The organism is Flavobacterium sp., from assembly GCF_049590715.1.
Taxonomy (GTDB): Bacteria; Bacteroidota; Bacteroidia; order Flavobacteriales; family Flavobacteriaceae; genus Flavobacterium.
In genome coordinates, this window is record NZ_JBAWDL010000203.1 from 1 (window position 1) to 18,658 (window position 18,658).

Sequence of the window (18,658 nt, forward strand, 5' to 3'; positions counted from 1 at the left end):
AAAAAAAGTAAATTAAAGATATAAAAAATATTACCATTACCTTAATAAAAACTAATTCTATTTAGTCTTAGAATTTTATTGTACAGTAATTTAAGATTTTTTCTTTTATAGTAAAAAAACTCCAACATAGTATCATTACTGTATCACTTTATTTTTGAGAAAAAAAATGAAAAAATTTATAGCTCTAAATTTTAAGAAAGAAAAGATATGATAATTTAGGATATTAATAAAAAAGCCTTCTTAATTTAAAACTAAGAAGGCTACTTAAATTATAAAAAAAAGAACTATAAAATATAATCCGTATTAATGAAGTTTGATTCTTTACTGCTTAGTAATTCTTGAAGAATAGCATTATTATAGTCATTATCCTTTGAAGCAACAAAAGTTCTAATAGAAAATGAGCGTAAAGCATCATGGATACTCAAAGTACCAACTGCTGAATCTTTACGTCCTGTAAATGGGAAAACATCAGGTCCTCTTTGACAAGAACTGTTTAAATTTACTCTACTTACTAAATTCACTAATGAATCAATAAGGGGTGCAATTGTTTTAACATTTTTACCAAACAAACTTACTTGCTGACCATAATTAGATTCAGCCATATCTTTCAAAGGTTCTTGAATATCTCTAAAGGTCAAAATAGGCACTACTGGTCCAAATTGTTCTTCTTGATATACTCTCATGTCTTTATTAATAGGAAACAAAACTGCTGGAAAAATATAATTATCAGAATGTTGTCCTCCTTTAGCATTAATTATCTTTGCTCCTTTGCTAGTTGCATCATCAATTAATTCTTGAATATAAGCTGGTTTTTCTTTTTCAGGTAATGGTGTTAATGACACCCCTTTTTCCCAAGGATTACCAAAAATTAAATTATCTACTTTATCAGAAAAACGTTTGTTAAATTCTTCAGCAATGGATTCATGAACATACAATACTTTCAAAGCCGTACAACGTTGCCCATTAAAAGACAAAGTCCCTGCAATACACTCGTTAATCGCTAAATCCAAATCAGCTTCTGGAAGAATAATTGCTGGATTTTTAGCTTCTAATCCTAATACCAAACGCAAACGGTTTTTGTTTGGATGCTGGTCTTGTAATGCAATTGCTGATTTACTGTTTCCAATCAAGGCCAAAATATCAACTTTTCCAGATTTCATTACCGGAGCAGCTACTTCTCTACCTCTACCATATAGAATATTGATAACACCTTTTGGAAAACTATTCCTAAATGCTTCTAATAAAGGTGAGATTAATAAAACACCATGCTTAGCTGGTTTGAAAATTACAGGATTCCCCATAATTATCGCTGGAATCAATAATGAGAAGGTTTCATTTAATGGATAATTATAAGGTCCAAGACATAATACAACTCCTAAAGGACTTCTACGAACCATTGCATTTACTCCTTGCACTTTTGAAAAGTGAGCACTACGAGCATTCAGTTCTTTATAACTTTCTATAGTATCATAAATGTATTCTATAGTCCTATCAAATTCTTTTTCAGAATCACCTAACGATTTTCCTATTTCCCACATTAATAACTTTACAACCTCTGTACGAGTTTCTTTCATCTGTGTGACGAAATTCTCCATACACTTAATACGATCTACAACTTTCATTGTAGGCCATAATCCTTGACCGTTATCAAAAGCTGCAGATGCAGCATCAACTGCTTCAAGAGCTTCTTTTTCTCCCATAAAAGGAATAGAACCTAAAATAGTTGGTGAATAATCTTCGGTTGAAGAAATTGTTGAAAAAACTGCAGTCGTTTGTCCTGTCCATTTTTTTAATTCTCCGTTTACTAAATAGGTATCTTGATTCAAGATATCTTTAATTTGAAATTCTTCTGGTATTGTATTCATGTTTTTTGTAGTTACTTGTGAAGTTTTTTAAATTTAAAAAAGAGGGCTACCCCTCTTTTTTATTTATGGCGAAACAATTTCTCCGTCCCATCCTAGAATTCCTCCTTCTAGATTATATGCATATTCAAATCCTAGTTCGTTCATAATCTGACAAGCTTTTCCGCTTCTTGCCCCAGAACGACAATATACATAATACTTTTTATTTTTGTCCAAAGCCTCTATCTCCGATATAAACTCTTGACCTTTATGAATATCGATATTAATTGCATTTGAAATAATACCGTCATTATATTCATCCTCAGTTCTAACGTCTAGAATAACAACGTTCTCATCAGCTTCAAGCTGCGTAACCCATTCCTCTTGTGATAAATTCATAATTTGTTATTTTTTTAGTAAAAATACAACGTTTTTACAATATAAAAAAGACTCATTTTAAGAATTCAACAATTACGCAAACGTATTAGTAAACACAAATAACACACTATCAACATGTTATCTCTTTAGTAAAAAAAATATTAAAAATTAAAAATACCGCCACTTATCAGTTAAATTTGATGTAGAAAAGAATAAAATACAGTTAGTTATTCTTGTAATTTTAAAGTAAGGAGTCGATAAAACCTATCATTTTACTTATTTTTACCAAATACATTATGATTTCTAAATTGAAATCAACTCCTAAAATCGTTCCTATGCAAAATAATATTCAAGAAATATTTTCTACTTTTTCCAAAGAACTAATAGTCGACATCGAAAATAATGCTAATTACAAAAATGTTGAAACAGGAGATATCATTATGCGAACTGGACAGTACATCAAAAACACGGTTTTGATTACCAAAGGAAAAATAAAAATCTATCGTGAAGGGGAAAATGGAGGGGAGTTTTTTATGTATTATTTACAACCAGGACAAGCCTGTGCTATTTCGATGATTTGTGCTACAAAAAATGAGAAAAGCCAAATTATGGCTAAAGTCGTTGAAGATGCCGAGCTTCTGATGGTTCCTTTATCGTTAATGGACCAATGGATGATGGAACACCGTTCTTGGTACGAATTTGTCATAGACACCTACCGCAGTCGATTTGAAGAAGTTTTAGAAGTCGTTGATAGTATTGCTTTTAGAGCAATGGACGAGCGATTGGAATTTTATCTCAAACGCCATCAAGATTCTTGTGGTTGTAATGTTCTGAAACTTTCACATCAAGAAATTGGCACGGATCTTAACACTTCTAGAGAAGTCATTTCTCGATTACTCAAAAAAATGGAACAACGAGGACTAGTCAAATTACACCGTAATAATATCGAACTTTTGACCCTCTAAGTAAACCAATGTGATAAAAGTTACTGTGTGAATATAATAATCGTCTAACCTTTGTAAAAAAAATCAAAGATGGAATATTTAGGTTATTTTGCGTCGATTATTATTGGACTTTCTTTAGGATTAATTGGAGGTGGTGGTTCTATTCTTACTATTCCTATTTTGGTTTACCTATTCAAAGTAGATCCTGAATTGGCGACCAGTTATTCTTTATTCATTGTTGGATTAACAGCTATATCAGGCGGATATAGTCATTACAAACTAGGGAATCTTAACATTAAATCAGCAGTCTATTTTGCAATACCTTCTATCGTTTCTATATTGATTATAAGAGAAGTTATTTTTCCGCAAATTGCATCAACACTATTTACTATTGCTTCCTATGCCGTTTCTAAGGATTTATTAATCATGATTGTTTTTTCTATTTTGATGATTAGTGCTTCTATATCAATGATAAAAAAGAGAAAAGAAATCATCGAAAAAGGAAATGGTAAAACAAACTACCGTCAACTGGCTTTTATTGGGTTTCTTGTAGGGATAGTAACTGGGTTTTTAGGAGCTGGAGGAGGATTTTTGATTATTCCTGCTTTGCTGTTTTTTGCTAATCTACCCATGAAACAAGCCGTAGGAACTTCGTTATTAATTATTTTCATCAACTCGGCAATTGGGTTTGCGGGAGATTTATATATTGGAACAGCTATCAATTATGAACTGTTATTAACTATTTCAGGAATGGCATTTATAGGCATGTTAATTGGTATCCAACTTTCTAAAAAAATTGATGGCGATAAACTCAAGCCTATCTTTGGATGGTTTGTTCTGGTTATGGGGATTTATATTATTACCAAAGAGGTATTTTTCTAGAAATGTAAAATACAAAAAACATAACAGATGTAACTAATAGAATGGGAATTTGGATTTTATAAAAAAACGAAATCACTTACTTTACAAGCAATAGCAACGAAAATTATTGTGGCGGCAGGTATTTATACCGCCACAAAATTACTGCGTCATTAAGTTTCTGGAGCGGAAACAATGTTTGCATTCAAATAAATCAATGTTCGCCGTAGCCTACATCATCCATTTTTCCATTGAAAACTTTGTATTGAATGATGAAATAGATGATAACTAAAACCAAAGCAACAGGAAACCAATAAAGTCCTGTATGTAGAGCATAAGTATCAGCTGCGACGTTATAAATGGTTAAAGATGGATTAATACTATTAGTAGATGGCAAAACTACGGGAAAAATAGAAGCAGTGGTTGATGTGAATCCACCCACGAGGAAAAGACTCGAAAACACAAACCCTTGCCCATCTTTCTTGAAAGTTCTTACTTTGAATAAACCAAAAATCCCCACAAATGTAATTATAGGAAAAATAATCAAAAGAGGGTGATCTATATAGTTATGAAATGGTTTTTTCTCAATAAGGTGCCATATGGCTAAAGAAACAATAACCAAGCCTAGTAAAACGAAATTCAATTTGTAAACCAAGTCTTTTAGTTTTGTATTCAAATCTGAATTGGTTTTATAAATAATCCAATTAGCTCCGTGCATCATCAAAGCAACCACGCTCACCACGCCTAGAAACAAGGTAAACCAATCAATAATTCCTAGTTGGGTGGCTTGCGGACTAAAACTAGAATTCCATAATGGCAAAAAGAAATAATGCGGTTCTTGAGTTGAAACTCCATTTTCGACCATCCCTAAATTTACTCCACGAACTACATTCCCTAAAGCGACTCCAAAAAACAAAGCGAGTAACAAACTAGCGATCCCAAAGGCTTTATCCCATACGGCTTCCCACATGTGGTTGTGAAACTGCCCTCTTAATTCTAATCCTACAGCTCTAAAAATAAGCAACCATAAAATCATAATTAACGGCAAGTAAAACCCACTAAACGATGCGGCGTATAAGGTAGGAAAAGCAAAAAAAAGAATTCCACCTGTAGCAATTAACCAAACCTCATTAGCGTCCCAGAAAGGACCAATGGCATTGGTGATGGCTTTTTTATCTTTTTCAGTTTTAGCAAAAAACAAATGAATGATTCCTGCGCCAAAATCATACCCATCCAAAACAATGTATGTGGCTAAAATTCCAATTAAAACGATGTACCAAAAAAATTCCATAGCCTATTTTTTTACTGGTTCAGGACCATTGTTAATAATTTTCCCTACCAAAAGTGCAAATAACATTCCTAGCAAAGCATACAATCCTACAAATCCCATTAGGGTAAATAAGGTGTTTCCTGAGGAAACCGTAGGCGAAGCGCCATCAGCTGTTCGTAATAAATTATATACTAACCAAGGCTGTCTTCCGAGTTCAGCCGTATACCAACCTGTAATATTAGCAATGTAAGGAAAAGGCATCATGAACATAAATCCCCATAAAAGCCATTGCGTTTGGAACAATTTTTTTCGAGACAATTGAAAAGCACCTAGAACCATCAACCCTATAAAAACAGTTCCTAATCCTACCATAATGTGATAGGCGTAATACAATCCTGAAATATTTGTAGGATGGACACTTTCATCAAATTGATCCAGGCCTTTGACCTCTGTATCCCAGTTTCCATAAGTCAAAAAACTTAAGATGTTTGGGACAGCAATCTTATTATCCAATTTTTTATCTTTTACATCAGGTTGTCCTATAAGAACGATTTCAGCTCCTTTTTTCTCAGTATGAAAAATTCCTTCCATAGCGGCAAAGGTTACGGGCTGGTGTTTCACAACATTTTTTGCTAATAAATCGCCAGTAGGAACTGCTACTATAATACTTGAAATCAAGCCAAAAACTACTCCCGTTTTGAGGAATAATTTACCATAAGACACATTGCGATTACTTAAAATATAAAAAGCTCCAATTCCCGCTACTACAAATGAACTCGTCACCATCGATGCGGCTTGATTATGTAAAAAAGAAGGCCACAACCATACATTAGTAAAAAGTGCACTAAAGTTAGTTAGAACAAATTTACCACTCGCTAAAACCTCATACCCTACTGGATGTTGCATCCAAGAATGGGTAGCAATAATTAAAAAACCACTGGCCCAAGACCCCAAACAAATCAATAAGCCTGTAACAAAATGCCAACGATGTCCTAATATTTTTTCACCAAAGAGAAACATTCCTAAAAAGGAAGATTCTAAGAAGAAAGAAAACATTCCTTCCATAGCGAGCGTTTGTCCTATGATTCCTCCTGTGAGTTCCGAAAACTTCGCCCAATTTGTTCCAAATTGAAACTCCATAGGAATACCCGTTACGACACCCATTGCAAAATTGAGTGCAAAAATACGCATCCAAAAATGAGTTGCTTTATTGTAATGTGGGTCGTTCGTTTTTAGAAATTTCCATTTGAAATAAACAATGATTAACGAAAGTCCCATTGTCAATTGAGGAAAGAGATAGTGAAAAGTTATCGTAAATGCAAATTGCATTCGATCATAAAAGAGCATTTCTTCCATAAGAAGTTTTTTTTGTACAAATTTAACCAAAATAGACCGTAAAACAGCTACTAAAAACATATTAAAACTAGCTTTTTATTAGTCAAAAAGCAACTTTCTTTTTTCCGTTGAAAACTAGAATTTATATAAAAAAATCAGCAAGTAGCATTAAACATTTTTTTATAAAACCAATTTTGTAACGCCATTTATACAATTGATTTCTTTTTATGTAACTTTAGTCACCTTTTACAAAGAATATGAGTTTTACCTTTGTATTGTACTTAAAAAAAGAAATTATGCAAATTGAACAAATATATACAGGATGTCTAGCTCAAGGAGCTTATTATATTACCTCAAATGGTGAAGCAGCAATAATTGACCCTTTACGTGAAACTCAACCTTACATTGACCGTTTAGAAAGAGATAATGTAAAGCTAAAATACGTTTTTGAAACTCATTTTCATGCTGATTTTGTTTCTGGTCATGTGGATTTAAGTAAAAAAACTGGAGCTCCTATCATCTATGGCCCCAATGCGAATCCTGATTTTAAGGCTATCATTGCTACCGATAGCCAAGAATTTAAACTAGGAGACATTACCCTAAAAGTATTGCACACACCAGGACATACTATGGAAAGTACTACGTATTTACTATTAGATAAAAACGGAAAAGAATATGCCATTTTCTCTGGTGACACCCTATTTATAGGCGATGTTGGAAGACCCGATTTAGCTCAAAAAACAGCTTCGATGACACAAGAGCAATTAGCAGGTCTATTATTTCATTCGCTACGAGATAAAATCATGACCTTGCCAGATGATGTGATTGTATATCCTGCACATGGAGCAGGAAGCGCTTGTGGAAAGAATATGAGTAAAGAGACTGTTTCGACCATTGGTAATCAAAAAGAGACTAATTATGCTTTACGGGCCAACATGACAGAAGCAGAATTCATAAAAGAAGTTACCGAAGGTTTATTACCCCCTCCAGCTTATTTTAAAATGAATGTAGCAATGAACAAAGAAGGATACGAAAGTTTTGAAAGTGTTTTAAACAATGGAATGCAAGCTATAAAAGTTTCGGACTTTGAAGCTATTATAAAAGATACTGGTGCATTGATTCTAGATAGTCGCGATAGTCAAGCATTTGCTGAAGGACATATTCCGCAATCAATAAACATTGGGATCGATGGTCCTTTTGCACTTTGGGTAGGTCAATTAATTGGTGATGTAAAACAACCTATTGTGTTAATTACAAATAAAGGTCAAGAAGAAGAAACCGTAACCCGATTAAGTCGTGTAGGATTTGATCATTTATTAGGTTTTTTAGAAGGTGGTTTTGAAGCTTGGAGGCAATCTGAAAAAGAAATTGATACAGTAAACAGAATTACCGCAGCTACTTTTGAAAAAGAAGTGAAAATAGGCGACAGCAAAGTGCTTGACATCAGGAAAGAGAATGAATACCAAGCAGAACATTTAGAAGATGCTTATCTTAAACCATTAGCCAATATCAATGATTGGATTGAAACTATTGACCCAAAAGAACATTTTTATATGCATTGTGGTGGCGGGTATCGTAGTATGATTGCTGCTTCGATTTTGCAAGCTAGAGGCTTTAGAAATTTTACTGAAATTGCTGGTGGTTTTGCTGCAATTGCAAAAACAAATCTACCTAAAACTGATTTTATTTGCCCAAGTAAAATGCCAAAATGAGTAAAAAATGAATATAGAAAACCCCTATATAAACTTTTAAAAAACTAACAGATGAATGCTAATTTCGACACAATAATAAATTCTGACAAACCTGTTCTGGTAGATTTTTTTGCTACATGGTGTGGCCCTTGCAAAACACTGGCTCCTATTTTAAAACAAGTTAAGGACACCTTAGGGGATCAAATAGCAATTGTAAAAATTGATGTAGATAAAAATCCTAGTATCGCTACTCTTTATAATATTCGTGGTGTTCCTACGATGATTTTATTTCAAAAAGGAGTGCAACTTTGGAGGCAATCAGGAGTCCTTGATAAGAATGACATCATCAATACTATTGTTCATAATTCAAAAATATAAATTACTAAAAAATACACCTAAGTATAAATTAAAATTTATTTCAACACGCAATCTAAAAATCGTATTTGTTACTTGAATTTGAGAGAGATATAATCAATTGAATTTCTCTAATTTTCTATTTGCATTAATTTTCTCCGTTACATCTCTAAGATTGACAACAATACCCTTGATATCTTTATCATTAAGTTTATTACTAACTGTTCCTTGCAACCAAACAGAATGTCTTTTCTTATGGTTTACTTCTAACAAAAACAGGTATAGCAGTATTAGGTTTTGAAATGCATTCTCGGTATTTCTCCTTAACATATTCAAGAGAATTTGGATGAACATTATTAAAGTTAATAATTTTCCTATTATTTCCTAGAAGATAACGTTGTAAAAATGACATTCATATTTTCATCAAGGATAGAAACTATGTCATCATTTTTTTCTGTCAAAGCGCTAAATCTTTTTCAATTTATCCCAAAATTAAGTTGCTCTTTGGTGAGCGAATTTCTTTGCTGTTTTCTGTAAAAATTGTAGATTTTAAAACTTCCTACTACCTAATCAATTGTTTTACAAGCTGTTCTGCTCCTGTATTTGTTTGAATAATTCTGCGTAGGTATGTTTGTTATTTTTCATTTTCTTTAATATAAAATCATAATTATCCCTCTGTAAACAATGAGTTAAATATACTTGTTTTTAACAAAATTAATAATTGTTTAATTAAAAAATCCCAACAAAATACGGTATCACTTAGCAATTATTCAAATAGGTAAATAGGCAAACTAATCAACTCAAAAACACCACTATTAAGTTTAAAAATAAACTTAAACTACTAAAAAAATCATAAATTTGTATATACAAATAAAAAAAGTGTTACATTTGTACCAACAAATAAAATCAATTGGTCATGAAAATTGAAGAAGTAACAAAAACAAAAGGTAATTTAAATGACTCTACAAGAGTGATATTAAATATCATGTATACAGAAAAACTGATAGTAGAACAATTTAGCGAAATACTAAAACCCTATGACCTTTCGGGCGAACAATACAATGTATTGCGTATTTTAAGAGGTCAAAAAGGAATTCCTGCTAATATGTGTATTATTCAAGAACGTATGATCGCTAAGACAAGTAACACCACTAGATTAGTAGATAAATTATTACTAAAAGAGTTAGTTACACGAAAGGTATGTCCCGATAACAGACGAAAAATAGAAGTACAAATTACGCAAAAAGGACTAGATGTACTAGCCGAATTAGACTCAAAAGTAGTAGAACACGAAAACGTTTTTGCAAAAAAATTAACCTCTGAAGAATTAAAACTATTAAACGAATTATTAGAAAAATACAGAAATAAATCATGAATACATTTATAGACAATCAAAACTGGAGATACGCAACAAAAAAATTTGATGCTTCAAAAAAAATCTCTACCGAGGACTTAAATACTTTAAAAGAAGCTATCCGATTAAGTTCTTCATCTTATGGATTACAACCTTACAAAATAGTAATTATTGAAAATCCAGAACTAAGAGCAAAAATTAAAACTGCTGCATGGGGACAATCTCAAATCGTTGATGCTTCCCACTTAATTATTTTTGCAAACATGACTACGGTGACCGAAACGGAAATAGACAATTACCTAACAAACATTAGTATTACTAGAGAAATCCCTTTAGAATCAATGGCTGGTTATTCTGATTTTATGAAATCTAAAATCTTAACCTTAAGTTCTGAGTCAAGTAACATTTGGGCCTCAAAACAAACTTATCTTGCTATGGGCAATTTACTAAATGCTGCAGCGGAACTTAAAATTGATGTTACACCAATGGAAGGATTTGTTCCTGCTCAAGTAAACGAAATTTTAGGTTTAGACAAATTAAACCTAAACGCAAGTTTAATTGCCACACTAGGCTACAGACATAGTGAAGACGCTACACAACATTACAAGAAAGTACGAAAATCAAATGAAGAATTATTCTTAACACTTTAAATATCAATCACATTAAATTCTAAAACAAAAAAAATGAAAAATTTAAAAACAATCGCATTAGCATTAGTCGTTGCTTTCTCTTCAGTAGCTGTATCAGCACAATCTAAAAAAATTGACGTTTCAAAAAGTAACATCAACTGGGTGGGTAAAAAAGTAACAGGAAAACACAATGGTGTCGTAAATTTCAAAGAAGGGCAATTAACTTTCAAAACAAATAAATTAGTGGGTGGAACTTTCACTGTTGATATGACCTCATTAACCGCTACTGATTTAACGGGGGAATACCTAGGAAAACTTAACGGTCACCTGAAGTCTGAAGATTTCTTTGGAACAGATAAATTCCCTACATCTACTTTAGTTTTCAAAAAAGTAGCAACTAAATCTACTGGTATTTATACAGTAACGGCAGATTTAACCATCAAAGGAAAAACAAATCCAGTAACTTTTGATTTAGCTGTTAAAGGAAATTCTGCTACAACTAAATTCAATGTTAACAGAACAAAATACGATATCAAATACGGTTCAGGAAGTTTCTTTGACAACCTAGGAGACAAAGCTATTTCTGACGAATTTGAACTAGAAGTGGCATTACAATTCTAATATTCCAAAACTATTTTTAATTCCAAAAGCCATTTGAAGGGAAACTTTCAAATGGCTTTTTTGATTTATATCCATATACAGGAGCACACGATCTCGGTCATAAAAACAATCCCTCCCGCTGTACGTTACAATCTTTTCCTTTTTAAAGAAAAAAGGAAAAGGATTTTCACTTCCATCGGGGCTATAATTTGCGTTTTTATTTCTAATTAAAATTATGCAGCAAATCTAGCATTGCTGTACACCTACATTGCAATGCATCTCAACAATAGTAAAACCACGATATACAAATTACCCCCTCCTTGCAATACGTCAAGAATAAACGTATTTTAGCCCAAAAATAAAATTTAACAATGAGTATAGATAGAGAATTAAACAAACGCAGTGGGTCTCAATGCGAATTATGCGCCGCAACCGAAAATTTAAAAGTTTATACCGTATTACCTACACAAAAAGGAGGTCTTGATGAAAGTATTTATGCTTGTGGCACCTGTATAGATCAAATCGAAACCGCAGGGAATGAAGATTTAAACCATTGGAGGTGCTTGAATGATAGTATGTGGAGTGAACACATTCCAGTGCAAGTAGTATCTTGGAGAATGTTGAGCCGCTTGCGATCAGCAGGATGGCCACAGGAATTATTAGAACAAATGTATTTTGATGAAGATACCTTAGCATGGGCTCAAGCTACAGGAGAAGGAGATGATGATGAAAACAAAATTATTCACCGTGACAGCAATGGAGTAATCCTAGAACATGGTGATTCAGTAGTTTTGATCAAAGATTTAAAAGTGAAGGGATCAAGCATGGTGGCTAAACAAGGAACAGCAGTTCGCAATATCCGTCTTGACCATGAAAACGCTGAATATATAGAAGGAAAAGTTGATGGACAAACCATTGTAATCATTACTCAATACGTAAAGAAAACCTAGTAATATACAGCTATATATTTCTACAATCTATTGAATCTGCGTGGAAAGCAACACGCAGATTTGAATAGATTAATTATAATTTTGTAATAGCTTTTTTGTCTTAAATAAGGCCTATTTATTCCTTGTAAACGGAATTTTTTGACCATCATTTAAAAGCATTTCAAAGCCAGATAGTTTTTCATTAAATTGAAACTTAAGTCCTGCACTTTGTGACTCAAAAAGATTTTTTCCAATATTTACTACTGAAAACTCTGGATAACCTGTAATTGCAACATTCATAATATTAAACTTTTCAGTAAGCACAATCTTAATTGGCATTTTTGAATTTGAATACGTTCCTAAATAACCATCCAAAATAATATCTTTCTCAATCGTTCCGCTAGCAAGTGTCCAAACATTATTACGATCATCATTATCAGGAAAAACATGGTCAGGATCTAAAGTGACACTTTCAATTTCCTCCGTAGTATTTTGTTTGAAAGACCATGATGTATTTCTTTGCCATACTTCAACGGGTAGATTTACACGACTTGTTTTACCCGATTTAGTTTTAACCTCTAAAATAATAGGCAATACCATTTTGTCTAAATTTTCGATTGTAATAACGACTCCATTTTTAGGATCATTTTTTACATATTTTATTCCTGAAATTCCTTGATCAAATTTCCAGTTGTTCAAAAACCAACCTCTCCAAAACCAACTTAAATCTTCTCCTGAAACATTTTCCATCGTTCTAAAGAAATCATCAGGTCTAGGGTGTTTATATGCCCAACGTTCTATATAAGTACGGAAAGCCAAATCAAATCGCTCTGGTCCTAAAATTTGTTCTCTCAAAATTACTAATGCTGATCCTGGTTTAGAATAACATAAAGTTCCAATGTGTGCTTCTTTCATATTATCTGGAGAAGTCATCACAGGTTCTAAGTTATCGCTCGTATATTCACTTGATTTATTGTGTAAATCTTCAACAGCTTCTTTATATTCCCCATTATTAAAATCAACATCACTTAAGGAGTTGATAAAGGTATTCAAACCTTCGTCCATCCACCCAAATAAACGTTCGTTAGATCCTACAATCATAGGAAACCAAGTATGTCCAAATTCATGATCCGTTACTCCCCAAAGGCGTTTTCCTTTAGACTCCCAATTGCAAAAAACAATTCCTGGATATTCCATACCACCTTCATTTCCTGCCACATTAATCGCATTAGGATAAGGAAATTCAAACCATCTTTTAGAATAGTTTTCGATGGCTCCTTTAGTATACTCAGTAGCTCTTCCCCATGCTAGCATTCCAGAACTTTCAACAGGGTAAGTAGAAATGGCCAAAGATTTTTTGCCACTTGGCAAATTGATTTTGGCTGCATCTACAATAAAAGCTGCAGAGGATGCCCAAGAAACATCACGCGCATTTTTGAGTAAAAAATGCCATGTTTTTGTAGTAGTCACAGGTACTTTGACCGCAGCTTCTACTTCATCTGCAGTACGAATAAAAACAGTTGAATCACTTTGTTTTGCTTTTGCCATTCTTGCTTGTTCCACTGTTGAATAAACTGAATTTGGATTCGTTAATTCACCAGAACAAACTACAAAATGATTTGCTGGAGCTGTAATACTTACCTCAAAATCTCCATATTCTAAATAAAACTCTGATGCACCTAAATAAGGATTTGTATTCCATCCTTTGACATCATCATACACACACATACGGGGATACCATTGCGCGATGGTAAATATTCTTCCGTTTTTAGTTTCTAGAACTCCCGTTCTATCTGAACCTTCATTTGGAGAAATATAAGAGAAGTCAATTTTTAATTTCACTGAATCCCCTTTGGCTTTTAACTCTGATGGTAAGTATACTTGCATTCTAGTATCTGTGATCAAATACTTTACGTCGGTTTCCAATAGTTTTGCTTTCGAACCAGAAACAACTTTAACCGATTTAATTTTATGACCTCCATCAAAAACTTGACCTTTTGAACCATTACGACTACCTGTCAAAGGAACAATTGCACTTCCTCTAGAATCTTCTTTAAATAAATTTTGATCTAAATTAAGCCATAAAAATGATAATTTGTCAGGACTATTATTGGTATAACTAATCACAGCTGTTCCTGAAATTTCATTTTTATGAGGATTCAAATTTGCGGTTAATTGATAATCTGCTCGATTCTGCCAATATTCTGCACCAGGTTGTCCACTTGCGGAACGTGTTGATGAACCATTATTATTATAAAAAAATGATCCAAAAGCTTCATTATAATTGTATTTTGAAATAAAACTAGCAACGGGTGTTTCTTGTGACCAAATTAAAGAAACCACCAATAATAAAGACAGTTGGAGAATTCCTTTACATCGATTTTTTTTCATATATTTTACTTTAAAAAACAAATTAATGAAAAAAAAACGTACTGATAACCTAATTTTATCATGATAACGGTATTTTAGGTTATTTTTAATGTTTTTTTAGAATATCAAACCGCTACCTTTTGAAAACAATACTAAATAACAACCACCTTACGGCACAAATAAACCAGCTTGGTGCCGAATTAAATTCATTAACAAACAACAGTGGGAAGGAATACATTTGGGAAGGAAATCCAACTTTTTGGGGCAAACACTCCCCTGTTCTATTTCCTATTGTAGGAACATTAAACAACAATACTTTTAATTACGAAGGAAATTCCTATTCGTTATCTAGACATGGATTTGCTAGAGAAATGGAATTTGAATTGATTCATAAATCGGATAATAGCGCTACTTTTTCAATTCAGTCCAATAAAGAGACTTTGGGGAAATATCCTTTTGAATTTGAGTTCCAAATCATTTATACTCTTGAAGAAAACAAACTCCATATTAGTTATAAAATTATAAATAAAAATGATACAAAAATGCCGTTCTCGGTTGGAGCACATCCTGCTTTTGCGTTGATTAAAAATTTTGAAAACTATAGTATTCAATTTGAAAAAGAAGAACTTTTAGAATATAATCTAATAGAAAATAACCTAATCACAGATAACAAAGCATTATTAAAAACAAATCAAAATGTAGTTGCTCTAAACTATCAATTATTTGAAAATGATGCTTTAATATTCAAATCATTACAATCCAATTATTTGACAATTTTAGAAAATAAAAAACCACTGCTTAAAGTACAATTTGATGATTTCCCTCATCTTGGAATATGGACGATGGTAAATGCTCCTTTTATTTGTATTGAACCATGGTTTGGATATTCAGACACAATAGAGAGTAATGGGAATCTTTTTGAAAAAGAAGGGATTCAAATTTTGAGTCCTAAAGAAACTTTCAACTCCTGTTTCACGATTGAAATTTTATAAGTTAGAATTTTGGCAGTGTTTTAATATATAAGTCTTCTACTTTTTTTCGAGCCCAATCGGTTTTTCTTAAAAAAGTAAGACTTGATTTTACACTTGGGTTATCTTTAAAACATTTTATTTTGATTAATTCACTTAAAGTATCAAAACCATAAAACTTTTCTAACTGTTCCAATATCGTTTTTAAGGTAATTCCGTGAAGTGGGTCTTTTGAAGTATTATTTTCCATTTTACAAATTTATGTCAATTTCCTTAAAAAGTTGTGGAGTTTTCGTAATTGTTCCTACATTTGCAATCCTATGCTAAAAACAGTCAACATACTTAATAAGAGAGCGCGTTTTGATTATGAAATAATCGAAAAATTTACTGCTGGAATTGTTTTAGCAGGAACTGAAATCAAATCCATTCGTTTAGGTAAAGCCAATATCACGGAAAGTTTTTGTGAATTTAGTGGCCTTGAGCTATTTGCTATCAATACTTATATTGAAGAATATACTTTTGGAAATCAATTTAACCATAAAGCGAGAAGCGAACGCAAACTCTTACTTAACAAAAGAGAGTTAAAAAGCTTATCGCGTTCTGTCCAAGCCAAAGGATTGACTATTGTTCCTTTGAAATTATTCACTAATGAAAAAGGCATGGCTAAACTCGAAATTGGGCTTTGTCGTGGTAAAAAAACCTACGATAAACGTGAATCTTTAAAAGAACAAGATACCAAACGTGATTTAGATCGTATCAAAAAAGCTTTTTAAATTTAGTCCACAGTTTTACAGATTATCACTTTTTTTTAACACATTGGTTTTTAAAAGAGCACAATTCGCTTTGCTTTTGATAGAGAATCACAGGATTAACTTGCCCAAAATAGAATACGTTTTTATATAATTACTTCGTAAATCTTGTGCTACACCGTTTTCTTTGCGGTTATTTTTTTATATAAAAAATTATGACTAAATTTGTCAAGACAATATGAAACATATTTTATTATGAAAACCTTACTGAAAAATGCACGTGAATCAAAAGGGCTAAAAACAAGAGAATTAGCTCAACTGATAGGTATTGACCAAGCTTTAGTAAGTAAGTTTGAAAGCGGAGCACGCAAACCCACCAAAGAACAAATTATCAAATTAGCCATGATTCTTGAAATAAATTATGAGACTTTGATGATTGCTTGGCTAAAAGAGAAAATCCTCTATGAAATTGGAGAAGAAACTTTTGCTCTCAAAGCCCTAAAAGAGGCTGAAGATGAATTAAAATATATTAGAACAACAATTCCTAATCAAAAAATATCAAAAGCCTTAGAAAAACTTTTAGATGAAATTGATCTATTGAAGATTAAACTAGATAAATTCCGTCAGTTTGATAGCTATAGGATTGCACAAGCACTGGAATTAGAATATACTTTTGAGAGTAACCGAATAGAAGGCAATACCCTCACCTTACGGGAGACTGATTTAGTCATTAATGAAGGTTTGACAATTTCTGGTAAAAGCATGCGAGAACACCTTGAAGCTATTAATCATCAAGAAGCAATTGCTTATATTAAGCATTTAATGGAAAAAAGCACAACTCTTAATGAGCGTGAAGTATTGTCTATTCATAACTTAATTTTAAGAGGTATTCATCCTGAAGATGCAGGTCATTACCGCAAAGTACAAGTAATGATAAAAGGGAGTAGTTATATGCCTTCACAACCGTATATGGTTGCTAAGGATATGGAAGATTATTTTATTTGGTATGAAACCCACAAAAACAGTCTACATCCTATTGTTCTAGCGGCCGAAATGCACGAACGACTAGTAACTATTCATCCTTTTATTGATGGTAATGGGAGAACATCTCGTTTAGTTATGAATTTAATTTTGTTGCAACACGGTTATGTCATTGCAAATATCAAAGGGGATTATGACACTAGAATGCAGTATTACCAATCGCTAGAAACAGCACAAACCAATAACAAAAAAGAAGATTTCTTATTATTTATTGCTCAAATCGAGAAAGAAAGCTTAGAGCGTTACATTGGGATTATTGCTCAATAACATAGGTTTTACAGGTTAGTATCTCAGCAAAAAGCTACAATGGTGCAGTTCATAATATTCTAATCTGTAAAATTCTATCTAACTTCTTTTCTTCTAAGATAATTAGCTATTAATTTTATTCAAAGAAAAACCACTACAAACCGATCTGTCTTTTGGCCTCTCCTATCACAAATGCTACTGAATTTGCAATATTAAAGCTCCTGATTTTATCTGACATTGGAATCGTCAAATGATGTTCAAACTGAGCTAATACTTCTGGACTTAAGCCCTTACTTTCTTTCCCAAAAACCAACCAATCACCGTCTTGAAACGCTGTTTCTAAATAGGACTTTTCTGCATGTGAACTCATCAAGAAAACCCTTGATAGATCTGGAATCTGTGCTTTCCATTCGGCTACGTTCTGGTATTCGGTTACATCAAGGTGTACCCAATAATCCAACCCTGAACGCTTCAAGTTTTTATCATTAATCACAAACCCAAAAGGATGAATTAAATGCAATCGACTCTCTGTTCCTACACACAGCCGACCTATATTTCCAGTGTTATTTGGTATTTCGGGTTCTATTAATACGATGTTTAACATTTTTATTGTTTGAGTTATAGGTTATTTGTTATGGGTAAAGAGTTTTTATATTTCTAGTTAGGAGTTATAATGCTATAAGCTAAGTATTTTTCGAACTTACACATAACTCTTAACCTATATCTCATAACTTTTATCCGTTTTGGAATTCGGAATTTAAAAATTTGGAATCTCAATAACTTCACCTGCTTTTAAATGGTTCAAATGTACGTTTCCTATTCTAACGCGTACCAATCGTAGCGTAGGAAACCCAACCGCAGCAGTCATTTTACGAACTTGTCTAAACTTTCCTTCATTGACCGTTATTGATGCCCAGGTCGTAGGACCATGACGTTCGTCACGAATCTTTTTCCCTCTTGGACCAAAATCAGGGATTTCTGTAACCAGTCTAGCATCGCATTTTTTGGTTCTGTATTTTCCACCGTCAAACCCAATTTCGACTCCTTCTTTCAATTGGTCAATCGCTTCTTGCGTGATCACACCATCTACTTGTACAAAGT

Annotated in this window: 19 protein-coding genes and 1 pseudogene; 11 read left to right on the top strand and 9 right to left on the bottom strand. The window is 32.6% G+C overall.

Annotated elements, in window-relative coordinates; genetic code table 11:
* Nucleotides 1-284: 284 nt before the first annotated feature.
* The gene (locus WBQ70_RS09195; RefSeq protein WP_423913225.1) at nt 285-1,865 is read right to left on the bottom strand and encodes an NADP-dependent glyceraldehyde-3-phosphate dehydrogenase; all 1,581 of its coding nucleotides are present in this window, start codon (nt 1,863-1,865) and stop codon (nt 285-287) included.
* A 63-nt stretch (nt 1,866-1,928) separates the two neighbouring features.
* Nucleotides 1,929-2,240, bottom strand: coding sequence for a rhodanese-like domain-containing protein (locus WBQ70_RS09200; protein WP_423913228.1), 312 nt, complete (start codon nt 2,238-2,240; stop codon nt 1,929-1,931).
* A 314-nt stretch (nt 2,241-2,554) separates the two neighbouring features.
* Between WBQ70_RS09200 and WBQ70_RS09205 the strand changes: the two genes are divergently transcribed.
* The gene (locus tag WBQ70_RS09205) at nt 2,555-3,184 is read left to right on the top strand and encodes a Crp/Fnr family transcriptional regulator (protein ID WP_423913261.1); all 630 of its coding nucleotides are present in this window, start codon (nt 2,555-2,557) and stop codon (nt 3,182-3,184) included.
* A 69-nt stretch (nt 3,185-3,253) separates the two neighbouring features.
* Nucleotides 3,254-4,045 carry a sulfite exporter TauE/SafE family protein gene (locus WBQ70_RS09210; protein WP_423913231.1) on the top strand — a complete coding sequence of 264 codons (792 nt, stop codon included), beginning with the start codon at nt 3,254-3,256 and terminating at the stop codon, nt 4,043-4,045.
* 190 nt (nt 4,046-4,235) lie between these two features.
* On the opposite strand, the gene cydB is transcribed toward WBQ70_RS09210, so the two are convergent.
* Complete coding sequence (gene cydB / locus WBQ70_RS09215; protein WP_423913233.1) at nt 4,236-5,312, bottom strand: cytochrome d ubiquinol oxidase subunit II; 1,077 nt, start codon at nt 5,310-5,312, stop codon at nt 4,236-4,238.
* 3 nt (nt 5,313-5,315) lie between these two features.
* Nucleotides 5,316-6,647 carry a cytochrome ubiquinol oxidase subunit I gene (locus WBQ70_RS09220; protein ID WP_423913235.1) on the bottom strand — a complete coding sequence of 444 codons (1,332 nt, stop codon included), beginning with the start codon at nt 6,645-6,647 and terminating at the stop codon, nt 5,316-5,318.
* Nucleotides 6,648-6,922: 275 nt separating this feature from the next.
* On the opposite strand from WBQ70_RS09220, the gene WBQ70_RS09225 reads away from it, so the two are divergent.
* Together WBQ70_RS09225 and trxA are read left to right on the top strand one after the other, a co-directional pair.
* Nucleotides 6,923-8,338, top strand: coding sequence for an MBL fold metallo-hydrolase (locus WBQ70_RS09225; RefSeq protein WP_423913236.1), 1,416 nt, complete (start codon nt 6,923-6,925; stop codon nt 8,336-8,338).
* A 51-nt stretch (nt 8,339-8,389) separates the two neighbouring features.
* Nucleotides 8,390-8,695, top strand: a complete 306-nt coding sequence (gene trxA / locus WBQ70_RS09230; protein ID WP_423913238.1) for a thioredoxin — start codon at nt 8,390-8,392, stop codon at nt 8,693-8,695.
* A gap of 93 nt (nt 8,696-8,788) precedes the next feature.
* Here the strand turns inward: trxA and WBQ70_RS09235 are convergent, their stop codons facing one another.
* Nucleotides 8,789-9,001 (bottom strand): hypothetical protein, encoded by a 213-nt coding sequence (locus WBQ70_RS09235; protein WP_423913239.1) that lies wholly within the window; start codon nt 8,999-9,001, stop codon nt 8,789-8,791.
* A gap of 586 nt (nt 9,002-9,587) precedes the next feature.
* Here WBQ70_RS09235 and WBQ70_RS09240 point away from each other — a divergent pair.
* The 4 genes from WBQ70_RS09240 (at nt 9,588) to WBQ70_RS09255 (ending at nt 12,204) form a co-directional block, all read left to right on the top strand.
* On the top strand, nt 9,588-10,046 hold the full coding sequence (locus WBQ70_RS09240) for a MarR family winged helix-turn-helix transcriptional regulator (protein ID WP_423913242.1): 459 nt from the start codon (nt 9,588-9,590) through the stop codon (nt 10,044-10,046).
* Nucleotides 10,043-10,675, top strand: a complete 633-nt coding sequence (locus WBQ70_RS09245; RefSeq protein WP_423913245.1) for an NAD(P)H-dependent oxidoreductase — start codon at nt 10,043-10,045, stop codon at nt 10,673-10,675. Before WBQ70_RS09240 ends, WBQ70_RS09245 begins: the two co-directional genes overlap by 4 nt.
* Before the next feature lie 33 nt (nt 10,676-10,708).
* Nucleotides 10,709-11,275 (top strand): YceI family protein, encoded by a 567-nt coding sequence (locus WBQ70_RS09250; protein ID WP_423913247.1) that lies wholly within the window; start codon nt 10,709-10,711, stop codon nt 11,273-11,275.
* 350 nt (nt 11,276-11,625) lie between these two features.
* Complete coding sequence (locus WBQ70_RS09255) at nt 11,626-12,204, top strand: PhnA domain-containing protein (protein WP_423913249.1); 579 nt, start codon at nt 11,626-11,628, stop codon at nt 12,202-12,204.
* Nucleotides 12,205-12,315: 111 nt separating this feature from the next.
* Here the strand turns inward: WBQ70_RS09255 and WBQ70_RS09260 are convergent, their stop codons facing one another.
* Nucleotides 12,316-14,574 (bottom strand): M1 family metallopeptidase, encoded by a 2,259-nt coding sequence (locus WBQ70_RS09260; RefSeq protein WP_423913250.1) that lies wholly within the window; start codon nt 14,572-14,574, stop codon nt 12,316-12,318.
* 119 nt (nt 14,575-14,693) lie between these two features.
* Between WBQ70_RS09260 and WBQ70_RS09265 the strand changes: the two genes are divergently transcribed.
* Nucleotides 14,694-15,545: an aldose 1-epimerase family protein gene (locus WBQ70_RS09265; protein WP_423913251.1), complete on the top strand. Its 852-nt coding sequence runs from the start codon at nt 14,694-14,696 to the stop codon at nt 15,543-15,545.
* Between the two features lies 1 nt (nt 15,546).
* Here the strand turns inward: WBQ70_RS09265 and WBQ70_RS09270 are convergent, their stop codons facing one another.
* Entirely contained in the window at nt 15,547-15,771 is a 225-nt protein-coding gene (locus tag WBQ70_RS09270) for a VF530 family DNA-binding protein (RefSeq protein ID WP_423913253.1), read from the bottom strand.
* Nucleotides 15,772-15,841: 70 nt separating this feature from the next.
* On the opposite strand from WBQ70_RS09270, the gene smpB reads away from it, so the two are divergent.
* Both smpB and WBQ70_RS09280 read left to right on the top strand, forming a co-directional pair.
* Nucleotides 15,842-16,294, top strand: a complete 453-nt coding sequence (smpB, locus tag WBQ70_RS09275) for an SsrA-binding protein SmpB (RefSeq protein WP_423913255.1) — start codon at nt 15,842-15,844, stop codon at nt 16,292-16,294.
* A 231-nt stretch (nt 16,295-16,525) separates the two neighbouring features.
* On the top strand, nt 16,526-17,578 hold the full coding sequence (locus tag WBQ70_RS09280; protein ID WP_423913257.1) for a Fic family protein: 1,053 nt from the start codon (nt 16,526-16,528) through the stop codon (nt 17,576-17,578).
* Between the two features lie 133 nt (nt 17,579-17,711).
* On the opposite strand, the gene WBQ70_RS09285 is transcribed toward WBQ70_RS09280, so the two are convergent.
* The gene (locus WBQ70_RS09285) at nt 17,712-18,161 is read right to left on the bottom strand and encodes a tRNA (cytidine(34)-2'-O)-methyltransferase (protein WP_423913259.1); all 450 of its coding nucleotides are present in this window, start codon (nt 18,159-18,161) and stop codon (nt 17,712-17,714) included.
* Between the two features lie 153 nt (nt 18,162-18,314).
* Nucleotides 18,315-18,658: pseudogene (locus tag WBQ70_RS09290) on the bottom strand (pseudouridine synthase); the annotation flags it as partial.